At 47.0% G+C, this 19,647-nt stretch carries 16 protein-coding genes; 5 read left to right on the top strand and 11 right to left on the bottom strand.

Annotation, left to right across the window (positions count from 1 at the left end; genetic code table 11):
* The first annotated feature begins 236 nt into the window (after positions 1 to 236).
* From DW025_RS10505 to DW025_RS10495, 3 genes are all read left to right on the top strand, one after another.
* Positions 237 to 2,702: an endonuclease MutS2 gene (locus DW025_RS10505; RefSeq protein WP_119999839.1), complete on the top strand. Its 2,466-nt coding sequence runs from the start codon at positions 237 to 239 to the stop codon at positions 2,700 to 2,702.
* A gap of 86 nt (positions 2,703 to 2,788) precedes the next feature.
* Positions 2,789 to 3,523 (top strand): response regulator transcription factor, encoded by a 735-nt coding sequence (locus tag DW025_RS10500; RefSeq protein ID WP_015534659.1) that lies wholly within the window; start codon positions 2,789 to 2,791, stop codon positions 3,521 to 3,523.
* The gene (locus DW025_RS10495; protein WP_243104964.1) at positions 3,523 to 5,094 is read left to right on the top strand and encodes a sensor histidine kinase; all 1,572 of its coding nucleotides are present in this window, start codon (positions 3,523 to 3,525) and stop codon (positions 5,092 to 5,094) included. Before DW025_RS10500 ends, DW025_RS10495 begins: the two co-directional genes overlap by 1 nt.
* 68 nt (positions 5,095 to 5,162) lie before the next feature.
* Here DW025_RS10495 and DW025_RS10490 read toward each other — a convergent pair whose 3' ends face one another.
* The 8 genes from DW025_RS10490 to DW025_RS10455 all read right to left on the bottom strand — a co-directional run bounded on the left by DW025_RS10490 (position 5,163) and on the right by DW025_RS10455 (position 13,175).
* A complete protein-coding gene (locus DW025_RS10490) occupies positions 5,163 to 6,203 on the bottom strand; it encodes a hypothetical protein (RefSeq protein ID WP_118649628.1) in 1,041 nt (346 codons plus the stop codon).
* Between the two features lie 15 nt (positions 6,204 to 6,218).
* Positions 6,219 to 6,755, bottom strand: a complete 537-nt coding sequence (locus DW025_RS10485) for a sigma-70 family RNA polymerase sigma factor (protein WP_055224066.1) — start codon at positions 6,753 to 6,755, stop codon at positions 6,219 to 6,221.
* 114 nt (positions 6,756 to 6,869) lie between these two features.
* A complete protein-coding gene (locus DW025_RS10480; RefSeq protein WP_119999835.1) occupies positions 6,870 to 7,937 on the bottom strand; it encodes a WYL domain-containing protein in 1,068 nt (355 codons plus the stop codon).
* Positions 7,938 to 7,956: 19 nt separating this feature from the next.
* On the bottom strand, positions 7,957 to 8,454 hold the full coding sequence (gene trmL, locus DW025_RS10475; RefSeq protein ID WP_022216959.1) for a tRNA (uridine(34)/cytosine(34)/5-carboxymethylaminomethyluridine(34)-2'-O)-methyltransferase TrmL: 498 nt from the start codon (positions 8,452 to 8,454) through the stop codon (positions 7,957 to 7,959).
* A 10-nt stretch (positions 8,455 to 8,464) separates the two neighbouring features.
* Positions 8,465 to 9,469 (bottom strand): AIR synthase family protein, encoded by a 1,005-nt coding sequence (locus DW025_RS10470; protein ID WP_119999833.1) that lies wholly within the window; start codon positions 9,467 to 9,469, stop codon positions 8,465 to 8,467.
* A 223-nt stretch (positions 9,470 to 9,692) separates the two neighbouring features.
* Positions 9,693 to 10,997 carry an ATP-binding protein gene (locus DW025_RS10465; RefSeq protein ID WP_119999831.1) on the bottom strand — a complete coding sequence of 435 codons (1,305 nt, stop codon included), beginning with the start codon at positions 10,995 to 10,997 and terminating at the stop codon, positions 9,693 to 9,695.
* Positions 10,998 to 11,061: 64 nt separating this feature from the next.
* The gene (locus DW025_RS10460) at positions 11,062 to 12,471 is read right to left on the bottom strand and encodes an AI-2E family transporter (protein ID WP_022216961.1); all 1,410 of its coding nucleotides are present in this window, start codon (positions 12,469 to 12,471) and stop codon (positions 11,062 to 11,064) included.
* Between the two features lie 53 nt (positions 12,472 to 12,524).
* Positions 12,525 to 13,175: a 3'-5' exonuclease gene (locus DW025_RS10455; protein ID WP_119999829.1), complete on the bottom strand. Its 651-nt coding sequence runs from the start codon at positions 13,173 to 13,175 to the stop codon at positions 12,525 to 12,527.
* Between the two features lie 195 nt (positions 13,176 to 13,370).
* Between DW025_RS10455 and DW025_RS10450 the strand changes: the two genes are divergently transcribed.
* Both DW025_RS10450 and DW025_RS10445 read left to right on the top strand, forming a co-directional pair.
* On the top strand, positions 13,371 to 13,973 hold the full coding sequence (locus DW025_RS10450) for an HAD family hydrolase (protein ID WP_117550224.1): 603 nt from the start codon (positions 13,371 to 13,373) through the stop codon (positions 13,971 to 13,973).
* Between the two features lie 11 nt (positions 13,974 to 13,984).
* The gene (locus DW025_RS10445) at positions 13,985 to 16,090 is read left to right on the top strand and encodes an LTA synthase family protein (RefSeq protein ID WP_119999828.1); all 2,106 of its coding nucleotides are present in this window, start codon (positions 13,985 to 13,987) and stop codon (positions 16,088 to 16,090) included.
* On the opposite strand, the gene DW025_RS10440 is transcribed toward DW025_RS10445, so the two are convergent.
* The 3 genes from DW025_RS10440 to hydF are packed head-to-tail and all read right to left on the bottom strand — an operon-like array spanning position 16,063 to position 19,642.
* Positions 16,063 to 17,502: an MATE family efflux transporter gene (locus DW025_RS10440; protein ID WP_119999826.1), complete on the bottom strand. Its 1,440-nt coding sequence runs from the start codon at positions 17,500 to 17,502 to the stop codon at positions 16,063 to 16,065. The two genes, DW025_RS10445 and DW025_RS10440, sit on opposite strands and share 28 nt — an antisense overlap.
* Positions 17,456 to 18,382: a patatin-like phospholipase family protein gene (locus DW025_RS10435; RefSeq protein ID WP_118016932.1), complete on the bottom strand. Its 927-nt coding sequence runs from the start codon at positions 18,380 to 18,382 to the stop codon at positions 17,456 to 17,458. The genes DW025_RS10440 and DW025_RS10435 overlap by 47 nt, the downstream gene beginning before the upstream one ends.
* 24 nt (positions 18,383 to 18,406) lie before the next feature.
* Entirely contained in the window at positions 18,407 to 19,642 is a 1,236-nt protein-coding gene (gene hydF, locus DW025_RS10430; protein WP_119999824.1) for a [FeFe] hydrogenase H-cluster maturation GTPase HydF, read from the bottom strand.
* Positions 19,643 to 19,647 lie beyond the last annotated feature (5 nt).

Genomic DNA, 19,647 nt, shown 5'->3' with positions numbered 1-19,647 from the left:
ATAATTATAAGGGGTATAATCAATTATGTATGTTTATAATTAGAGTCTTTATATATATTTAATTATGCTTTTCATGCACTTATCGAGTTAAACACTGATCCTATTCATCATATGATCACAAGATTCATGCCCGTGCATATGAATTTTACAAATCTGCATTTGTATGAACATATTTATATAAACGAATTTACATAAGCACTATAAAATAAAAAGTTAAATAATAAGGAACACAGAAAATGAATCTAAGAACATTAAGAGTTATAGAATACAACAAAATAGTTGAGATGCTGACAACATTTGCCTCATCACCCATGGCGAAGAGGAAGTGTCAGCGCATAAAGCCCCGCAAGGATCTCGCCATGATCGAGACGCTCCAGCAGGAGACAAGGGATGCTCTTCGTCGTCTGAACACCCAGGGCAATCTGTCATTTGCAGGACTTAAAGATATCGGGGCATCTCTAAAGAGACTTGAGGTTGAGGGAATCCTCACAACCGCAGAACTGCTTGATGTGGCAAGCATGCTGGACCTGGCTGCCACAGCCAAGAGATACGGTGAGAACGAGGGCACAAGCATGACAGATACGAGAAGACGCAGCAAGGAGCAGATTGAGGAGGAGAAAATCTCCAACAAGATGCTTGGTCTGAGCATGAACCCGGATGGCACCACATGTCCTGACAGCCTGCGCACGAGATTTCTGGAGCTCATGCCACTGGAGCATCTGTCCAGAGAGATCCACAGATGCATTATTTCCGAGAATGAATTTGCCGATGACGCTTCATCAGGACTCAAGGCCGTGCGAAGGAACAAACGACTGACAAATGAAAAGCTGCACAACCAGCTTGCAAAGCTTGTCAGCGATACCAGCAAGCAGACCATGTTCCAGGATAACCTGGTAACCATGAGAAACGGCAGATACTGTATCCCGGTCAAGGCCGAGTACAAGAACCATTTTCCTGGTATGATACACGACCAGTCGTCGACCGGAGCAACAGTGTTCATCGAGCCTATGGCCATCGTGAACCTGAACAACGAGCTGAAGGAGCTGGACAATCAGGAGCTTGCCGAGATTGAGAAGATACTTGAATCTCTGTCAGCGCAGACCGCAGCGGAGATCGAATACATAAAATACGACTTCGACACTCTGGCTGAACTGGATTTCATCTTTGCAAGAGCTTCATTTGCAAGAAGCTACAAGGGAACCGAACCGGTATTCAACACCAATGGGATCGTCGATATAAAGCAGGGAAGACATCCGCTGCTGGAGAAGCACACCGTCGTACCTGTGGACATCAAACTGGGTGAGGACTACAACCTCCTCATCGTGACCGGTCCTAACACCGGTGGTAAGACGGTATCACTTAAGACTCTGGGACTCTTCTCACTCATGGGACAGTCCGGACTTCATATTCCGGCACTTGACGGTTCAAGACTGAATGTATTTGACGACGTATTTGCCGATATCGGAGATGAGCAGAGTATAGAGCAGAATCTGTCCACATTCTCATCCCACATGAGCAACATCGTGTACATACTGGATCATGTCACCCCCGGCAGTCTGGTTCTCTTCGACGAGCTGGGCGGCGGTACGGACCCTATAGAGGGTGCAGCACTTGCCATCGCCATCCTGTCACATCTGAACGACATGGGTGTCAGATGTATGGCAACCACACACTACAGTGAGCTCAAGACATTTGCCATGAGCACACCGGGTGTCGAAAATGCAAGCTGCGAATTTGACGTGGCAACACTCCAGCCGACATATAAACTGATGATTGGTATTCCTGGAAAGTCAAATGCTTTCGCCATAGCGAAGAAGCTTGGAATCGACGATAGCATCATCGAGAGCGCCAAGGCCAATATCGACAGCGATACAGTTGACTTTGAGACCCTGATTGCGGATCTTGAGAGAAGCAAGAGGGAGATTGAACAGGACAAAGCCGACATTGCAAGACTCAAGGAGGATGCAAAGCAGCTTCAGGAACGTGCACAGATGAAGGATACAGAGCTCTCAGACAAGAAAGCCGAGATTCTGGCAAAGGCGCGCCAGGAGGCATCCGAGATCATAGAGGAGGCGAAGGCTGAGGCCGATGCCGCTATAAGGAAATACAACAAATGGACCACTAACCCGTCAAAGGCCGATGCCAAGGCGATGGAGGCCGAGAGACAGAAACTCCGCGCGAAGATCAACGACCTCGGCAGGATGAACGAGGAGAAGCGCAAGACTGTAAAGTCAGACCACAAGGCATCCGACTTCAAGGTTGGCGATACCGTACATGTTATCAGCATGGATTCCGAGGGAACCATCATGGCACTGGCTGACTCCAAGGGTAAGCTGAAGGTCCAGATGGGTATAATCAGCGCGGCTCTTCCACCTACTGATCTTCTGCTGGTTGAGCATGAAAAGAAGAAACCGCAGAAGGCCACAGTCACAGGTGGCAAGAGCATGAACAGGATGATGAATATCAAGCCTGAGATAAATGTACTCGGTATGACGGTCGACGAAGCCACATCACTTGTGGATAGATTCCTTGATGATGCCCTTATGGCACATCTGCACAGAGTCACCATCATCCACGGAAAGGGCACCGGTGCCCTCCGAAAAGGAATACATCAATTTCTGAAATCACAGCCACATGTCAAGTCCTTCCGTCTCGGAGAATTCGGAGAGGGTGATGCGGGAGTCACCATAGTGGAACTTTAAAATAATGCTTCAACAATGAAATCGGTGTACGCCTTCGGATTTTTTACAAACTATATTATTATAAATTTACTGGGAGGGTTATATATATGAGCAAAAATAATATTCTCATCGTTGACGACGACGAGAACATCGCAGAGCTTATATCACTCTACCTCAACAAAGAGTGTTATGAGACCGAGATAGCCGCAAGCGGAACGGAAGCTCTGCAGTTATTTGAAGAATATTCGCCTGATCTGGTTCTCCTGGATGTCATGCTTCCGGGAATGGACGGCTACCAGGTGTGTACAGAGATAAGAAAGACATCGAACACGCCTATCATCATGCTCTCTGCCAAGGGTGAGGTATTTGACAAGGTGCTGGGGCTTAAGATCGGTGCAGATGATTATATCGTCAAGCCATTTGACTCAAATGAGCTTGTGGCAAGGGTCGGCGCCCTTCTCAGAAGGTCAGCCATGACTGAGAGTGCACAGAAGCAGCCACAGAGCGCAGCTTACGATGTCACAAGTGCGGACCATGTAGGTACATTTGTGGAGTATGACGGGCTGGTCGTAAATATCTCCAACTACACTGTAACCTTTGAGGGACACAATCTCGAGATGCCGCCAAAGGAGCTGGAGATCCTCTACTTCCTCGCCAGCAGGCCTAATCAGGTATTCACCAGGGAGCAGCTTCTGGACAAGCTGTGGGGATACGAGTATGTAGGCGACACGAGGACCGTGGATGTACATATCAAAAGACTTCGTGAGAAGCTGAACAACAATCATAACTGGAGCATTGCCACTGTATGGGGCATAGGCTACAAGTTTGAATGGAGATCATAATGAAGAAAACAGCATTTGACAAGATCGTGGTCGGATTCGTAGTGCTGGTTGTGATCATATTTGCACTGCTCATGGTGTACAGTATATCAACAGCACAGAATTCTGTTCTCTCAGAGCGCAAATCCACCATGAAAAACGAGATCACAATGCTTGCCGACGGCGCCATGACTGATTACAGCAACGGAACCATTGACAGCAAGGAATTATACAAGGAGCTTCAACATGCGGCGGATACCCTGGACATGGGAATCTGGCTCACCGATGAACGCAGCAACATTATTTTCAGGTCGGGAAGCTCTTCAGGAAGCAGTGAATCCGGTGGATCTTCCAAGGATTCAGATTCACACAGCAGCACAAATGACAACCTCAAGAATTATGTGGAACCGGATGAATTGTTTGCATCATTCTGCTTCGAGAATACATTTGGCGGCTATTTCTCGGAGGACACTCTGGTGATCGGCCAGCCTCTCTACTCGTGGAACAATTACATGGGAACTATCATCCTGACATCACCTATGACATTCAAACAGGACATAAAGAGCAGGATGCTTTCAACGACATTTGTGCCATTCCTGATTCTCATGCTGATCGCCATGATCGCGCTTATGCTCATGTCAAACAGCCTGCTCAAGCCTATACGTGAGATCATCAAGACGTCCAAGTCATACGCCCAGGGTAACTTCAATGCCAGGGTAAATGTGACCGCGAAGAACGAATTCGGCGAACTTGCGAGATACATGGAGGAGATGGCAGATGAGCTGAGCCGTTCAAATGAGTACAGGAAGTCATTTATATCAAATATATCCCATGACTTCAGATCGCCACTCACATCCATCAAGGGTTACATAGAGGCCATGCTGGACGGCACTATTCCACTGGAAAAGCATGAGAAGTACCTCGGCATAGTGTTAAATGAGGCACAGAGACTGACCAAGTTGACACAGGGACTTCTGGAGCTGAACAACTTTGACTCATTTGACCTGCAGCTTGACAAGTCCAACTTCGATATCAGGGATATCATCACGCCAACCATCAATACATTTGAAAAGAGATGTAATGACAGGGGAATTTTCCTGGACAGCGTCTTTCTCACGGACAACACCGTGGTATATGCCGACAGGACCAAGATACAGCAGGTTATATACAATCTGGTTGACAACGCCATAAAGTTCACACCTGAGGGACGTCAGATCAGAGTTCAGGTGACCGAGAAGGACAACAAGATATTTACAAGTGTCAAGGATGAGGGTGTGGGAATTCCAAAGGATGCCCAGAAGAAGGTATTTGAGAGATTCTACAAGACGGATCCGAGCCGCGGCAAGGACAAGACCGGAACCGGACTGGGACTGGCCATAACCAAGGAGATCATCAAGGCTCACGGCGAGCAGATCACCCTCACATCCGAGGAGGGCGAGGGAAGCGAATTTATCTTCTCTCTTCCTAAGGAGAAGGATATGCAGGTGCCTATCAAGCCTGTTCACATTGAAGCACACAGCGAAGAACACTCCGAAGCAAACGTGTCATCATCCGGCGTGAAGAGCAATGGCAAATTCAGGATCAAGGATTCATAACATATCGCAGAATATTAAAGCCCGGGTATTACCCCAGAGAATGTCTCTGTTGTAATACCCGGCTCTATTTATTTCACTTTACATTTCCTACCATCTATCCACACATTTTTCACCTGTGAAACATCTATCGGCTTAGTGAAGTTCAACTCCATTCTCTGTATGCTGTCGCCATCACCGGTCTTGCCGATTCCATATACTACATCTTTCAATTCTTTATTGTCTGTCATCTCAAGTATTATATTCTCCAGCGAGTCATCATCGACCGCCGCATTTTCAGCAATGTCAATGGTTATGCCCTTTGTATTTATTGTACATTTTTCAATGCCATCTATGCCGGATACATCCACACTATGTCCCTGCATATCATCCTGAACCTTAAACTGTAAGGTCCAAGGGCCATCCACCTCGTCTGCTACATAGGTGACCGCGCCATCACTTGATTTATTTTTGTTGAACAGGGTAATGCTGTTACATCTCATGGTGATGACATCCCCCACCTTGTATGCATTTTTCTTTTTTAACTTGTATACAATATCAGACATTGTCTGCTTGTTCGTGAGCGAGATTCCATCGCCAGGAGCCGTGCTGCCCGCATATTCACTGACGATGTTCGCACCGCCTTCTATTATCTGCATCTGAGCATCAAAGCTCTCATATTTTTCTGTGTCAAAGTCATCGTATGTGATCACCATCGCAATGTTGACCTGATCGCCATCCACTGCTACCTTCTTCAGATCAAAGCTTACTTTTGCATCGGACTCGGTTATCACCTTTACACTGCCCTTATACTCGTTATTTATGTAGCTCTCGTCCACATATTTTGATGGAATAACACTTCCAGTCTCCCTGCTCAGGCTGTCAAAAAACCATGCCAGCGAGCCGTTCTCTGCCGCATATGTCAGTCCGCCTCCCGACAGGATCAGAACAGCCGCCACTGCCGCTGCCGCCGTCTTCCATCCATGATTTCTTCCGGTTTTCCTCGCCTTCACCTTGTGCCTGAGCCTCTTCACACAGGCATCCTTCTCTTCATCCGACATATCCATGGTCTCAATGTCCACATTTACATCGTTCATAACGTCATATACATTTCTGTCTTTTCCGTTTTTCATGATCATTCACCGCCTTTACACTTGTTTCAATCGACTTCTTGCTCTGGACATTCTGCTGTAGATAGATGATGAAGATACCCCATAATCTTCCGCTATCTCATCTACACACTGGTCATCCCAGTAGTACCTCAGAATGATGTCCCTGTCTTCATCCGACAGACCACTCAGCAGCTTTTCCATGCTGTCCGATATCTCCTCATTGAGTATCTCCAGCAGGTTGTCATTTGCAAGCTTGTTCTCATAGTCTGCTATGTCTTCCTCCGAACATCTTCTGCTGTATCTTCTCAGATAATCTATGGATCTGAATCTTGCAATTGCCGTTATCCAGCTTCTGAACGAGCCTTTGCTCTCGTCAAATCTGTCTATATTGTTCCATACATCCAGAAACACATCGTCCATGCACTCTTCAATTTCCTCCGGCATGCCCGAAAGATTCTTGTACACAGCGGCTTTCACCTGCCCGCCATATTCCTGAACCACAAACTCCAGAGCTTTCTCATTATGCCGTTTCAGCTTCGATATATAATTGTTCCTAGTTACTATATCATTCACCTCCCCGTGTGTTTCTAATATATATTCCGATCAAAATCTGTGTTTTCTTGCAGTAAAAGCGATTTTTTTATAAAAAAGCTGCCAGTTTTTTGAATTATACTGACAGCCATCTCTTTAATTATTATATTTGTTATTCATTTCCTTTACAGCCTCACCGATCTGGGCTCTGAGCTCTGTGGGATAAATGACCTCCACCGAGGTTCCATACTGCATCGCCCAGTGCGCCATCGCCTGACGGCTGCACACAAGCCGCACGTAAGTTACATCATCCTCAGTCTCCCTGAAGCCTTCGTACTGTCTGGCTATATTTTCATCGACCACATCAAAGTTTCTTCCAAACCAATCCACCACATCCGATATGGCAGTCTTTCTGACACGCATCACTATGGTCACCGGCTCATCGGCAAACATATAGATATGCTCAGCCATATGCTTTGGAAGGTTGAGTCCATGCTCCATTCCCTTTACCTCTGTGCGGTTCTTCACAGGCCTGTCAACTATCTGGACCTGTGTCATCTTATCCACTCTGTAATTCGACAGATTGTCATATTTGTCGTAATTGCAGATGAGGTAATACTTTCCGTCATTCGCCACCATCTGATACGGATTGACTACGTACGGCTCCTCCCGCCTCGGATGAAGCTTCTTGTCCTCACCATAATTATTGTACACAAATGATATCTGCTTCTTCTCAGATATGGCATCATCTATCATTCCCACGTTGAACAGTGTCTGCTTGTTGCTGGTGTGCTCGAGACCCGGAAGACTGCTCACATGCGTCATCTTGTTTGTAAAATATATATTTGACAGACCTGCTATCTTGTCTATAAGCTGGCTCGCCTGACCAGCCGGTATGGTCTTGGAGAACAGGATACTATCTATCATCATTCGAAGCTCTGCATCGTCAAACTCGTGATTATAATACCAGTTTGATGTAAGTGTCTCCTTTGTGCCGTCCTTCTTCTCTCTCTCCGTCTCGGTATACTCAATGTCATAGCCATAATCCACCAGACAATTGAGATTTGCCTTTACGGATTTTCTGTCCACGGTGATATCATAGTCCTCTTTGAGCTTCGCTATGATATCCTTCTGATCCATGGTGTGGTCACAGTCCGTATATTTCTTCAGTATGTCCAGAATGCATATGTTCAGCATCTTTTTTCCACTTGTAGGATACGCCATGTATATTCCCCCTCTATCACTACATGTCCCAACTAAGACGATGTAGATTTCCTGCTTCCTCTAGACCTGGGAAATCATTCTGTCTGAGTGCTTCATACAGCACTATTGCCACAGAGTTGCCCAGATTCAGTGAACGAATGTCTGGGAACATCGGAATCCTGATAGATGTATCCTTATAATCAACCAGGATCTCCTCAGGTATACCCGCGCTCTCCTTGCCGAACATGATGTATGCGTCATCCTCAAACTTCACATCTGTATACTTCTTCCTGGCTTTGGTTGTCGCCATGTATATCTTTGCTCCGGGATTCTTTGCAAGGAAATCCTCGAAATTCACATATGTTGTCACATCCAGCTTGTCCCAGTAATCAAGCCCGGCACGCTTCAGCTGTTTCTCATTTATCTGGAAGCCCAGCGGCTCTATGAGATGCAGTCTTGCGCCTGCTGCCACACATGTTCTTCCTATGTTGCCTGTATTGGCCGGGATCTCCGGCTCATGTAATACTATATTTAGCATACTACTCCTCCTATAAAAACCTTGGCGGTGTAAGAAATCTCCTCTCGTCGTCGTGCACTACAACCCTATCGCTTTTTTCCGTAAGATGGCCTATGACTGAAGCCTCATATCCTGCCTCATAGAGCTTATCAGCCAGCAATTTTCCATCCGGAACTACGAAGAGTGCAGAACCACAACCATCTATCATATACGGATTATCCCCGGTGTGCTCACATATCTCTATTGTCTCCTGAAGTATCGGTATATTGTCATGACATACCTCAAGCCCGCACTTCAGCGCATCTCCCATCTCCCAGAGAGCTGCAAATACGCCGCCCCTCGATATGTCGTGTGAATATATACAGCCATGGTCAAATGCTATGTCAACCTGGCCGCCAAGCAGTATAAGCTGCTCGAGCTGCTCCACAGGTCTCAGATAGCTCTCCGAATATCTCTCAAAAAGTTCCTTCTGATTGTCATAATAGATCTTCAGGGTTCCACCAACACCAGTCTGTCCACACATAACAATGTCCATACCGGCCAGTCGTTTTGATCCACACAGGTCTAAATCATCATATCCTGCATATTCCTGACCTGCATGCCTTCCCATCATAGTCACACTTATAACCGGCTCAGATACAGCATTATTCACCTCGGTATGCCCCGTAATAATATCTACTCTATATTCCACACATATGCCCGCAAGCTTTCTGAGCAGTTTCTTCATGCGTCGTTCATCGTCATCAGGCATAACTATGGTATCTACTGCCGCCCATGGCATATATCCGCCAATCCTTATACTGTTGTAAAGTCTCGCTATATCAAGTCTGAGTCCCATATACCCGCTGTCACAGCACACACCAGCCGCAACATTCACGCTTTTAGCTGCGCCGGTGTCTCCGCTACCCCCATCACGCAACAAGAGCCGGGCATAGTCATCTCCTATTCCGGCTCTCGTCACATCGTCGTGGACAGTACGTGGCAGACTCTTAAGTATCGATCGCACCGTCTGGTGCTCTCCAAACTTTCCTCTCATATCTACTCTCCAATTCGACCTGTTTTCCTATTAGAATGCTGAAACTAAAAGTGTAACAACCATAGCGATACACAGAACCACAACAATTATTCTGGATACCAGTGTCTTACCTTTCTTGCTGCTAAGATCTATCATCTTTCCACACTCCTTATCAAAGTATCTTGCTCTACAAAATTAACTTAATAATAACAAAATATAAACCGTAGTTCAACAGCAATTATTTTTACAATCCCTGCCCCTTAAGGTAGTTGATAAACTGCTGTGCAGTACGTCCGCTTATGCCGCCATGTGCAAGCTCCCACTTGTTTGCCTCTGCGCAGAGCTCCTTCTCGTCCATGGTGATGTGCTCCTTCTCAGCAAGTCCCTTGACGATCTCAAAGTATTCCTTCTGTGAAGGTGCGCTGTAGCTGATCGTGACTCCGAATCTGTTGACCAGTGACAGCTTCTCCTGAATGGTATCACTTCTGTGAATACCATTGTTATTCTCCATATCATTCCTGTCGTTCCATGTCTCCTTGATGAGATGACGGCGGTTGGATGTGGCATATATGAGCACATTGTCAGGTCTGATCTCAAGTCCACCCTCGATGACAGCCTTGAGGTACTTGTACTCTATCTCAAATTCCTCAAATGAAAGATCATCCATGTATATGATAAATCTGTAATTTCTGTTCTTGATAAGCGATATGACCTGCGACAGATCCTGGAACTGATGCTTGTATATCTCTATCATACGAAGTCCTCTGTCATAGTACTCGTTGATGATCGCCTTGATCGTGGTTGACTTTCCTGTTCCACTGTCACCAAAGAGAAGTGCATTGTTCGCCTTGCGGCCCTCCACAAATGCCTCAGTGTTGTCCACGATCTTCTTCTTCTGGATCTCATATCCGATGAGATCATCCAGCATGACATCCTCTGTGTTATTTATAGGTACAAACTCCAGATCTCCATGCTCACGGGTGATCCTGAACGCTTTGTTGAGACCGAACATACCAACACCATATGCCTTGTAGAATGATGTAACTATATCAAATATCTGGTCCTCGTTCTCTGCCTCCTCTATGGCATTGCTGACAGCCTGAACCTTCTCACTGACATTCTTATTGTACATTCTCTCCTTCTTGCCTATGGACCTATAGTTGTTGATAGTTGAGAAACAGTCTATTCCAAGTGCGCTCTCTATCTCTGAGAAATCGAAGTCGAACAGCTTCTTGAATATCCTGAAATCATTCTTGGCGAAATAATTAACTGTTCCGTCATTTGCTCCCACCTTCTCACTTGTTATACTGAATGAGTTCTCATTGGTGATGAGTATAAATGCCAGATAGTTGTGCCACAGATTCTTATCGAATCCATAACTGGTAGCAAGATCCAGAAGTCTCTTGATCTGATCGTATATGCGGGCACACAGCTCCGCATTCTCACACCTCTTGAGATCAAAATCCTCAAATATTCCAGACAGCTTCATAAGTATGCTGTTCTCTCCAAGATCTCTGTATAAAACCAATTTCGCTATGTCTCTGTACATGTGTATATCCTTCTTTCTGAACGGCTATATGTATCACCACACAGATGATGCCATATATGAGCCGTTATTTCTTTCTCTTCTTGTAGTTTTTATTTCTGTTACTGTTTCTGCCTGTATTGTTTCTTTCAATGTTATTTCTTTCTGAGCTATTTCTTCCCGTATTGTTTCTGCTTGTGTTATTTTTTCCAGAATTGCCGCTTCCGGCTGTACTGCCCGGTGCATTTGACTCATTCGTCCCGGTCTGCCCGGCGTCCACATTGCTGACATCAGACGCACATTCCTCATCCAGCCTTCCATTCCATCGCCCCTCGGGGATGTTGCATGCCAGATTATATTTCCTCCACGATATGCCCTTGTCTCTGAGTCTCTTAACCACATATTCTTCAGACATCGCATACAGGACGGAGAAAAGCGGTACAAATATGAGCATACCCAGAATGCCCAACATATCACCTCCAAGCATGACCGCCACAAGTACCCATATAGATGGAAGTCCCACCGAACCACCAACAACATGAGGATATATGAAGTTACCCTCTATCTGCTGTAGCACGACAAATATGATCAGAAACACTATGGCACGCTTCGGATCCTCTACCAGGATCATAATCGTTCCGGCAAAACATCCGACAAATGCTCCAACGACCGGGATCAGTGCAAATACTGCTATGATGATGCTGACCGTAAGCGCATACGGAATACGGAATATGGTCATCGTAATGAAAAACATAAGTCCAAGTATGCACGCCTCAAGGCACTGACCTGAGATGAACTTGGAGAAGGTCTTATCCGCAAGAACACAAGTCTGAATGAATCGGTCCGCCTTTTCTTCCCTGAACACCGCATACAATACACCCTTTACCTGCTTCTCCAGAGTCTCCTTCTGAGCCAGTATGTAGCACGCAAAGAACAGTCCCACCAGAACATCGACCACGGCGCCTACCACACTGCTGGCAATGGAGAACGTGGAAGACAATACACTGCTGCCGCCGTTCTTCACAATACCAACCACATTTGATATAAGTGCATCCCAATTAATATTGATACTCTTTATCTTATCCACTATCTCCGGCTGGTCCTTCATCAGCTTGATTGCCTTCCTCTGTATATCATCCATGGCCGATGGCAGCTTCTCTGCAAACATAGTTATAGTCTTGGACATCTCAGGTATGATCATAGTTATTGCAAACGTGAGAACAGCTATTATGCACAGAAACGACAGTATGAGGCACACTGGTCTCCTGAACCTGTACAGTCTGCTGTCTTTATTCTTAAACAATACCTTTTCAAGTCCCTTCATAGGTACATTCACCACAAATGCTATGGCAAATCCTATGACAAATGGCATGAGTATATTGATGAGCCAGCTGAACATACTGGACACCTTATCAAAATTAAACAGTACATATGCAAACAGCACCACACCGCACAATATAATCACGGTCCTCACTGTATCCCTCTTATTCCAGTTCATGAAGTCCTCCTAATAATCCACATTATTATTCTATGTAGTCATCAATTACATATCTATTCATCCAGATGTATATCTCCAAATGCCTCGGACAGGGAATATGTCAGATTCTTCTTGGGCTTGTACACATCGATGACCGGGGCCATGATCCTGAAAAAATTCTCCTCATTCTTTGAGAGCTTGAACACCTCAGCGGTATTCCTGGCATCCCACAGGGCATCATGCTCTGCCCCCTGAAAGTTTTCTCCCAGATAAAACACAGCGTCCGACAGTGATATCCTTCTTGACGTTCCTATGAGCTTGGCATATTCCTTCTGGAAATCCTTCCACCTTGATATGATACTTTCCAGCCCGGGGTGCGTGTATTCCTTCAGCCTGGCCTCCTTGCGGAGCTGTCTCAGGTCATTCTCACTCCATGCGTATATCACATCGGCATCAGCACACCACTCTATAAAGCTCCCCATGGCAAAAGCATATGAAGGAGCATTCTCCACCATATCATCTGTTATTCCTGTGAGCTTTATTATACGCGAAGCCATGGTTCCATATGCCGGCTTCACATAACTCTTAAACGAATCTATCTCATTATAATCTTCATCCAGTTTAACTGCACCGATCTCTATGATCTCGCTCTTACATATTTTCTTTTCCTTCTTATACTCTGAATCTATCATATTCATTTCAAAGTCCACAAATACGTATATCATACACTGTATTTCCCCTTACATTGCCGATTTAATCATTGTAACACTGTGACCGGAAAACTGTAAACAAGCATATTAGGTATTTGCCAGCATTTCCGCAAATATTTGAGTATATTTTTGTCCTATTATGAGTTAAAATTTCTGTGACGACATAATATGCACTTATACGGCAGCATACGACACGAAAGGAATATACATATGAAAAATATAATCTTTGATATTGGCATGGTCCTCGTAGACTTCCACTGGAAAAGCACCATGGAGAAGCTTGGCATACCAGCGGACGTGATAGATACTCTTGATCACAACATGATAAACCACCCTATGTGGAATCATTTTGACCTGGACGATATGCCTGAGCCAGAGCTCATCAAACGTTTCAAGGAACTCAGCCCGGAATGCAGCAGCTACATAGACCTGTTCATGAACAATCTCGATGAAGTGGTGGATATGTTCCCGGGAGCCGACATGTGGCTCAAGGATCTCAAGTCCAGAGGTTACAACATCTACCTCCTGTCCAACTACCCAAGAAGACTGTTTGCACTCCACACGCCTAGATTCCACTTCCTGCCTTACACGGACGGAAGAGTGGTCTCCTATGAATACCACGTGACCAAGCCAGACGCCGCCATCTATGAGCATCTCTGCAACAAATATAACCTTGTCCCTGAGGAATCCATTTTTCTTGATGACAGGCAGGCGAATCTCGATGCCGCCGCAAAGCTTGGTTTCCACACTCTTCTGGTCACAGATCCTATAGGAGTGAGGGGCGCACTTGACGACATACTCACACGCGAATAAGGAGATGCCCGATGAAAACAGATACAACTCAAAGCAGACACAGTGGTCTGCTGTGGCGTTCCATATTCTTTCCGCTGGCCTTTATTTATATGGAGCTCCTGTTTCACATTGCAATTTATGGATCTGCAGGCAGCAGCATACTACATCCCCTGACATTTGCGCTGGCATGCGGACTTACCCTGTCAGCACTGACCTCCTTCTGGCACAGATATGCAAATGCAGCCATAGCCTACCTGCTGTGGAGTATATTTACGATCTACTATATTGCACAATTTGTATACTATAAGATATTCAGAACATTTTTGAGTCTGGTGTCCATCGGCGGTGCCCAGGATGCTATGAACTTCAGGACTGTGCTTTTTTCAGCATTGCGATCCAACTGGTATATCATAGTGCTGTTCCTGCTGCCACTTATATGTCTTATCATCATGAACAGGTTCTGGTTTTCATTTGGCAGATGCCGCATCGGGCAGAAGCCTGGTGTGCTCAGGGCAGTACTGGTGCAGCTGGGTATCTCCGCAGCTGCATGGGTACTTGCCATCTGTATTCTGGCAGTGCACGGGACTGCGGCCTACACTCCATATGCACTGTTCCACGGACGCTATGTACTTGAACTGTCCATGAACAAGCTTGGAGTCATGGTCACCACGGGAAGAGACTGTGTGACCATGGTGACTCAGAGCAGCCAGAGCAAGACATTTGAGCTTGCAGATATTGGAGATAATCAGTCAGATGCACAGACTGCCGCATCAGATATCAATGCCGCATCTGCGGACGAGACAGATTTTTCATCAGCTTCTCAGACCGGCGGCTCAGATCAGGCGGCAGGATCAACCCAGGCCGACGAGCCTGTATATGTTCCGCAGGTCGATGAAAGCATAGATTTCCAAAGTCTGTACAATCAGACAGATGACGAGGAGCTTAAAAGCCTGACGGCATATTTCTCGGGGGTACAGCCAACTTACACGGACGAATACACCGGCATGTTCGAGGGGTACAATGTGGTATTTGTCACCGCTGAAAGTCTCAGTACATATGGAATATCCAGGGAGGCCACACCGACACTGTACAAGATTTATCACGAAGGCTTTGAATTTACTAACTTCTACAACCCACTGTGGTATCACAGCACCATAGACGGCGAATATACCAACTGCCTCAGCCAGTATCCGGCATCCTCCAAATGGAGCTTTGAGGCATCCGCGGACACCTATCAGCCATACGCCCTCGGCAATATGTTGAACGCACAGGGCTACAAGAGCTACGGCTACCACGACTTTGATGCCACATACTACGACAGAACAAGAACCCATCCGAATATGGGCTACACCACCTTCAAGGCCATCGGCGCAGGATTGGATATTCCTGACCACGTTATGTATTCCGATCTCGAATGTATGGAGGCTGTGTATGGGGATTTCATTCAGGATGACAAATTTAACATGTATTTTATGAGTTTCTCCGGCCATCTGCCTTACAATTACGACAATCAGTATATATGCATGATTAACAGGGAGGGAGCCGAGAATGTCCTCTCCGGAAAAGGGTACTCAGATGAGGCCATAGCCTATGTTGCAGCCCAGATGGAGCTTGACAAGGCTCTGGAATTCCTGATGGATAAGCTGGAAGAGACTGGCAAGCTGGACAACACTCTGTTCATCGTGGCACCTGACCACTATCCTTACGGACTCAGCGACGGCACCTACAACGAGCTTGCGGGCAAGGACATAGAGAATGATGACTTTGAGCTTCACCACAACCAGTTTGGTATATGGAGCTCATCCATGGAGAAGCCAGTAGTTGTCGACAAGCTCTGCTCCAGTGTGGACATACTTCCAACTGTGTTAAACCTTCTCGGAGCCGACTTTGACTCAAGACTCCTGGCAGGACGCAACATTTTGTCCGATTCCGATGAGCTTGTGATCTTCGCGGATCAAAGCTTTATGACCGACAAGGTCAGGTACGATGCCAGCACGGGGGAGACCTCTTACTTCGTCCCTGAGTCACAGATCCCTGATGGATACGTGGATCAGATGATCGAGGAGGTTGAAAACCGGCTGTATATATCGGACGAGATGATAAACACGGACTATTTTTCATTTGTATATAGCAGATAAAAGGCCGAGACAATCCCCGCCAGCACATCGGCGGCGGCCTGGACAAAAGCCACTCCATCTACGCCATACATGCGCGGCAGTATGAATACCAATGGTATAAAACATACTCCCTGCCGCAGGGCGGATATGAGGGTGGCTTTTCCATATGCTCCAAGAGCCTGATAGTACATTCCGGTCACCAGACACACAGCTGCAAACGGCATGGATATGGCATGCGCCCGGAGAGACAGCGCCGCAAGCTGCATAGCTTGAGTGCCACCTTCATGCAAGAATACACCGGCCACCTCGGATGCCCACACCCAAGTCGCAGCACCCATGGCACACATGAATATAACCGCAGTTATCATAGTAAATCTCAGAGATGCCCTGACCCTGGATGAAAGTCCTGCACCATAGGCAAACCCGCACACCGGGGCAAATCCCTGCCCATAGCCCACCAACACCGCAAATATGACTGCAAATATCTTATTTGCAACTGTGATGCCCGCCATGGCTCCATCTCCGTACTGCCTACAGCTTCTGCTTATCATGACCGCCGCAAGGCACATGAGCCCCTGTCTCAGGAAGGATGGCAGCCCTGTTCTCACTATACGCACCCCATATCTGAAGCTCCACAAGTCTGATATATGCAGCCTTACCACGCTGCACCTTGACCTGACACATATATACATTATGGCAAGACTTATCCCCTGTCCGGCAAGGGTCGCTATGCCTGCACCGGCTATTCCAAGTCCAAGCACTCTCACCAATATATAGTCAAATAACGCATTTGACAGTCCTCCTGCCAGAATACCCAGCAGGGCAAGATACGGCTGCCCCTCAGCCCGCAGGGCATTGTTCAGAACATAGGCACCGCACATGACCGGAGCCGCGAGCATGATATATATTCCATACTGCCCAGCAGGAGCAAGACTTGTGTCCGTGGCCCCCAGAAGTCTTACCACATCCTCCCTGAACACGGCAAATATAACCGCCATGACCGCGCCCGACAGTATTCCTCCCGCCAGTGCCGTGGCAAGCGTCTGCTCCGCCTCACGCTTCTTCTGCTTACCGAGGAGTCTCGCTATCTCACTTCCAGCTCCCATGCCCCAGGTGTAACCCACAGCCTGTATCAATGCCATGACAGAGAACATGATCCCCACTGCGGCCACACTGCTTTCTCCAAGATCTGAGACAAAATAAGTGTCCACAATATTGTAGGAGGTTGCCACCAGCATGGTGAATATTGTAGATACCGAAAGTGACAGTATGAGAGAAGGCACAGGAGTCTCAGCCATTTTGCTGTGATTCTCCTGTGCCTTCTTCTGTGTATCCACACTCTCAGGAATGTCCATTCCCGAAAGTATCAATATGTCATATATTCCATTATCGGGTCTGCTGTGTAACCGCCGTCTGTTGCTGCGCCTGTCCATGTGTGTAGTCCCTGCTTTCTTCCTTACTCTCACGCAGGAATTTCTTAACCTGCTGCAATTTCTCCTTTGCATCGTACACACCCAGCTCATACATGGCCTCGATCATCTCCGGCTTCTTCTCAAGCCTTGATATCTCTATAGTCTCACTCGGTCTGATTATCAACGTATCACCCTCCTTTTCAAGCTCCTCCAGCTTGTCCAGGGTCTTGTTGTAATACATGTGTCTCATGTGACATCTTTTAACGAACTCAGGGTACTCCCTGTACCTTCCGGCCTCCAGCCTGAGCATCTTGTCCGGGCCCTTGCGGTATCCCTCCGGTCTTGTCAGAACTACTATATTTCTCCTGTAGCCCATCCTTCTGAATGCAAATATCGGTATGCTGTCGGATACACCTCCATCCAGCAGCTTCATTCCATCGACCTCTACAATATTGGACACCAGTGGGAGGGATGCCGAAGCCCTCACCTTATTCACATCCTCAGGCTTTCTCATGTCCGTACACTCCAGATACTCCGCCTCTCCTGTATCCAGATTAGAACATCCCACATAGAGCTTCGTAGGATTTGCAAGGAATGCATCGTAGTCAAGTGGATCCAGTTTCTCCGGGATATCGTGGTAGCAGAACTGCTCACTGCAGATATCTCCTGTAGTTATGAGGGAGTACAGGCTCATGTAGTGCTTGTTGTTCCTGTACTTCATATTGTAACGCATGTTGCGCCCTCTCTGTCTCGCCACATAGGAGAGTCCATGTATGGCTCCCGCCGACACCCCTATGACACCGTCGACCTCTATATCATTGTCCATGAACACATCCAGGACTCCGGCGGTATATATGCCTCTCTGGCCGCCGCCCTCAAGTACCAAACCTGTCTTTGCCATATCGATCACCTTTCATCCAAATATTTATATATCCGTCTTTGTCTGAAAAATCCTCAGACTCCTGTCAAGAATCCCATTCATATGAGCTATAGCAGTTCCATAATTCGTCATCGGGATACTCTGCTGCTCCGCCCTTCCCTGACGACTCTTCATCTCGCGTTCATTCAGCATACAGCCTCCGCAGTGTATCACCAGATCATATCCTGTCAGATCCTCCGGGAATTCCGTTCCGCTGACAAATGTAAATTCAGGCTCAAGTCCCGTGTATCTGCGTATCCATCTCGGCAGTTTCACAGTTCCTATATCATCACACTGTCTGTGATGGGTGCAGCCCTCGGCTATGAGTATCCTTGGAGGTCTGCTGTCCGCATCTGTACGCTGGCCTTCATCCCTCAGCCTGTCCAGGACATATGCGCCATTTACCGCCGCATCAAGCTGCCCTTTAAACCTTGCCATAAGTATGGAGAATGACGTCAGATATATGTCATCCGGCACTATCTTCATAACCTTTGCAAATGCCTGGGAGTCAGTGACCACCAGAGATACCTTCCCCTCCAGCCGTCTCAGAGTATCCTCAAGCTCCGTGTCCCTGCACACCACAGCCGTAGCTCCGGTCTCAAGAACATCCCTTATGACCTGCTGCTGCGGAAGTATCAGCCTGCCCTTCGGAGCTGCAGAATCTATCGGTATGACCAGCACCACCATATCACCCGGCTGTATCAGATCTCCTACCAGCCGGCTGGTCATGGTGTCTGTCACCGTGAGCTTTCCTATCAATTCCTTCAGCTCCTCTATTCCCTGTCTGCGCTCTGCGCTGACCCATATGGAATTCTCCGCTGAATTCTGAACCAGTGTATCATCCTTAACTAGATCACTCTTATTGTACGCAATTATATAATTTATATTCTTCTCTTTGAAAAGCTCTGTGAGCTCCCTGTCCGCCGCCGAAAGGCCAACCGAACCATCAGCCACCAGCACAGCGACATCTATCTTCGCAAGCACCTGTCTGGTCTTCGACACCCTGAGTTCACCCAGCTCGCCGGTATCGTCTATTCCCGGTGTATCTATGATGACCACCGGTCCAAGCGGAAGCAGCTCCATGGACTTGTACACCGGATCCGTGGTGGTTCCCGCCACATCCGACACAACAGCAAGGCTCTGCCCCGTCACTGCATTTACCAGACTGGACTTGCCTGCGTTCCTGCATCCAAAGAAACCTATATGCACTCTGTTTGCCGACGGTGTATCGTTTAAACTCATTTTGC

Source organism: Coprococcus sp. AF38-1, assembly GCF_003603945.1.
Taxonomy (GTDB): Bacteria; Bacillota; Clostridia; order Lachnospirales; family Lachnospiraceae; genus Coprococcus; species Coprococcus aceti.
The sequence above is the reverse complement of the archived record's forward strand: the minus strand, read 5'-3'. Positions and strand labels throughout refer to the sequence as shown.

Coding starts and splice junctions, on each gene's coding strand:
- DW025_RS10490 (WP_118649628.1), bottom strand. CDS start 6,203: ATGAAAAACGGAAAAGACAGAAATGTATATGACGTTATGAACGATGTA.
- DW025_RS10480 (WP_119999835.1), bottom strand. CDS start 7,937: ATGGCGTATCCTACAAGTGGAAAAAAGATGCTGAACATATGCATTCTG.
- trmL (WP_022216959.1), bottom strand. CDS start 8,454: ATGCTAAATATAGTATTACATGAGCCGGAGATCCCGGCCAATACAGGC.
- DW025_RS10470 (WP_119999833.1), bottom strand. CDS start 9,469: ATGAGAGGAAAGTTTGGAGAGCACCAGACGGTGCGATCGATACTTAAG.
- DW025_RS10460 (WP_022216961.1), bottom strand. CDS start 12,471: ATGAACTGGAATAAGAGGGATACAGTGAGGACCGTGATTATATTGTGC.
- DW025_RS10450 (WP_117550224.1), top strand. CDS start 13,371: ATGAAAAATATAATCTTTGATATTGGCATGGTCCTCGTAGACTTCCAC.
- DW025_RS10455 (WP_119999829.1), bottom strand. CDS start 13,175: ATGATATACGTATTTGTGGACTTTGAAATGAATATGATAGATTCAGAG.
- DW025_RS10445 (WP_119999828.1), top strand. CDS start 13,985: ATGAAAACAGATACAACTCAAAGCAGACACAGTGGTCTGCTGTGGCGT.
- DW025_RS10440 (WP_119999826.1), bottom strand. CDS start 17,502: ATGGACAGGCGCAGCAACAGACGGCGGTTACACAGCAGACCCGATAAT.
- DW025_RS10505 (WP_119999839.1), top strand. CDS start 237: ATGAATCTAAGAACATTAAGAGTTATAGAATACAACAAAATAGTTGAG.
- DW025_RS10465 (WP_119999831.1), bottom strand. CDS start 10,997: ATGTACAGAGACATAGCGAAATTGGTTTTATACAGAGATCTTGGAGAG.
- DW025_RS10435 (WP_118016932.1), bottom strand. CDS start 18,382: ATGGCAAAGACAGGTTTGGTACTTGAGGGCGGCGGCCAGAGAGGCATA.
- DW025_RS10495 (WP_243104964.1), top strand. CDS start 3,523: ATGAAGAAAACAGCATTTGACAAGATCGTGGTCGGATTCGTAGTGCTG.
- DW025_RS10500 (WP_015534659.1), top strand. CDS start 2,789: ATGAGCAAAAATAATATTCTCATCGTTGACGACGACGAGAACATCGCA.
- hydF (WP_119999824.1), bottom strand. CDS start 19,642: ATGAGTTTAAACGATACACCGTCGGCAAACAGAGTGCATATAGGTTTC.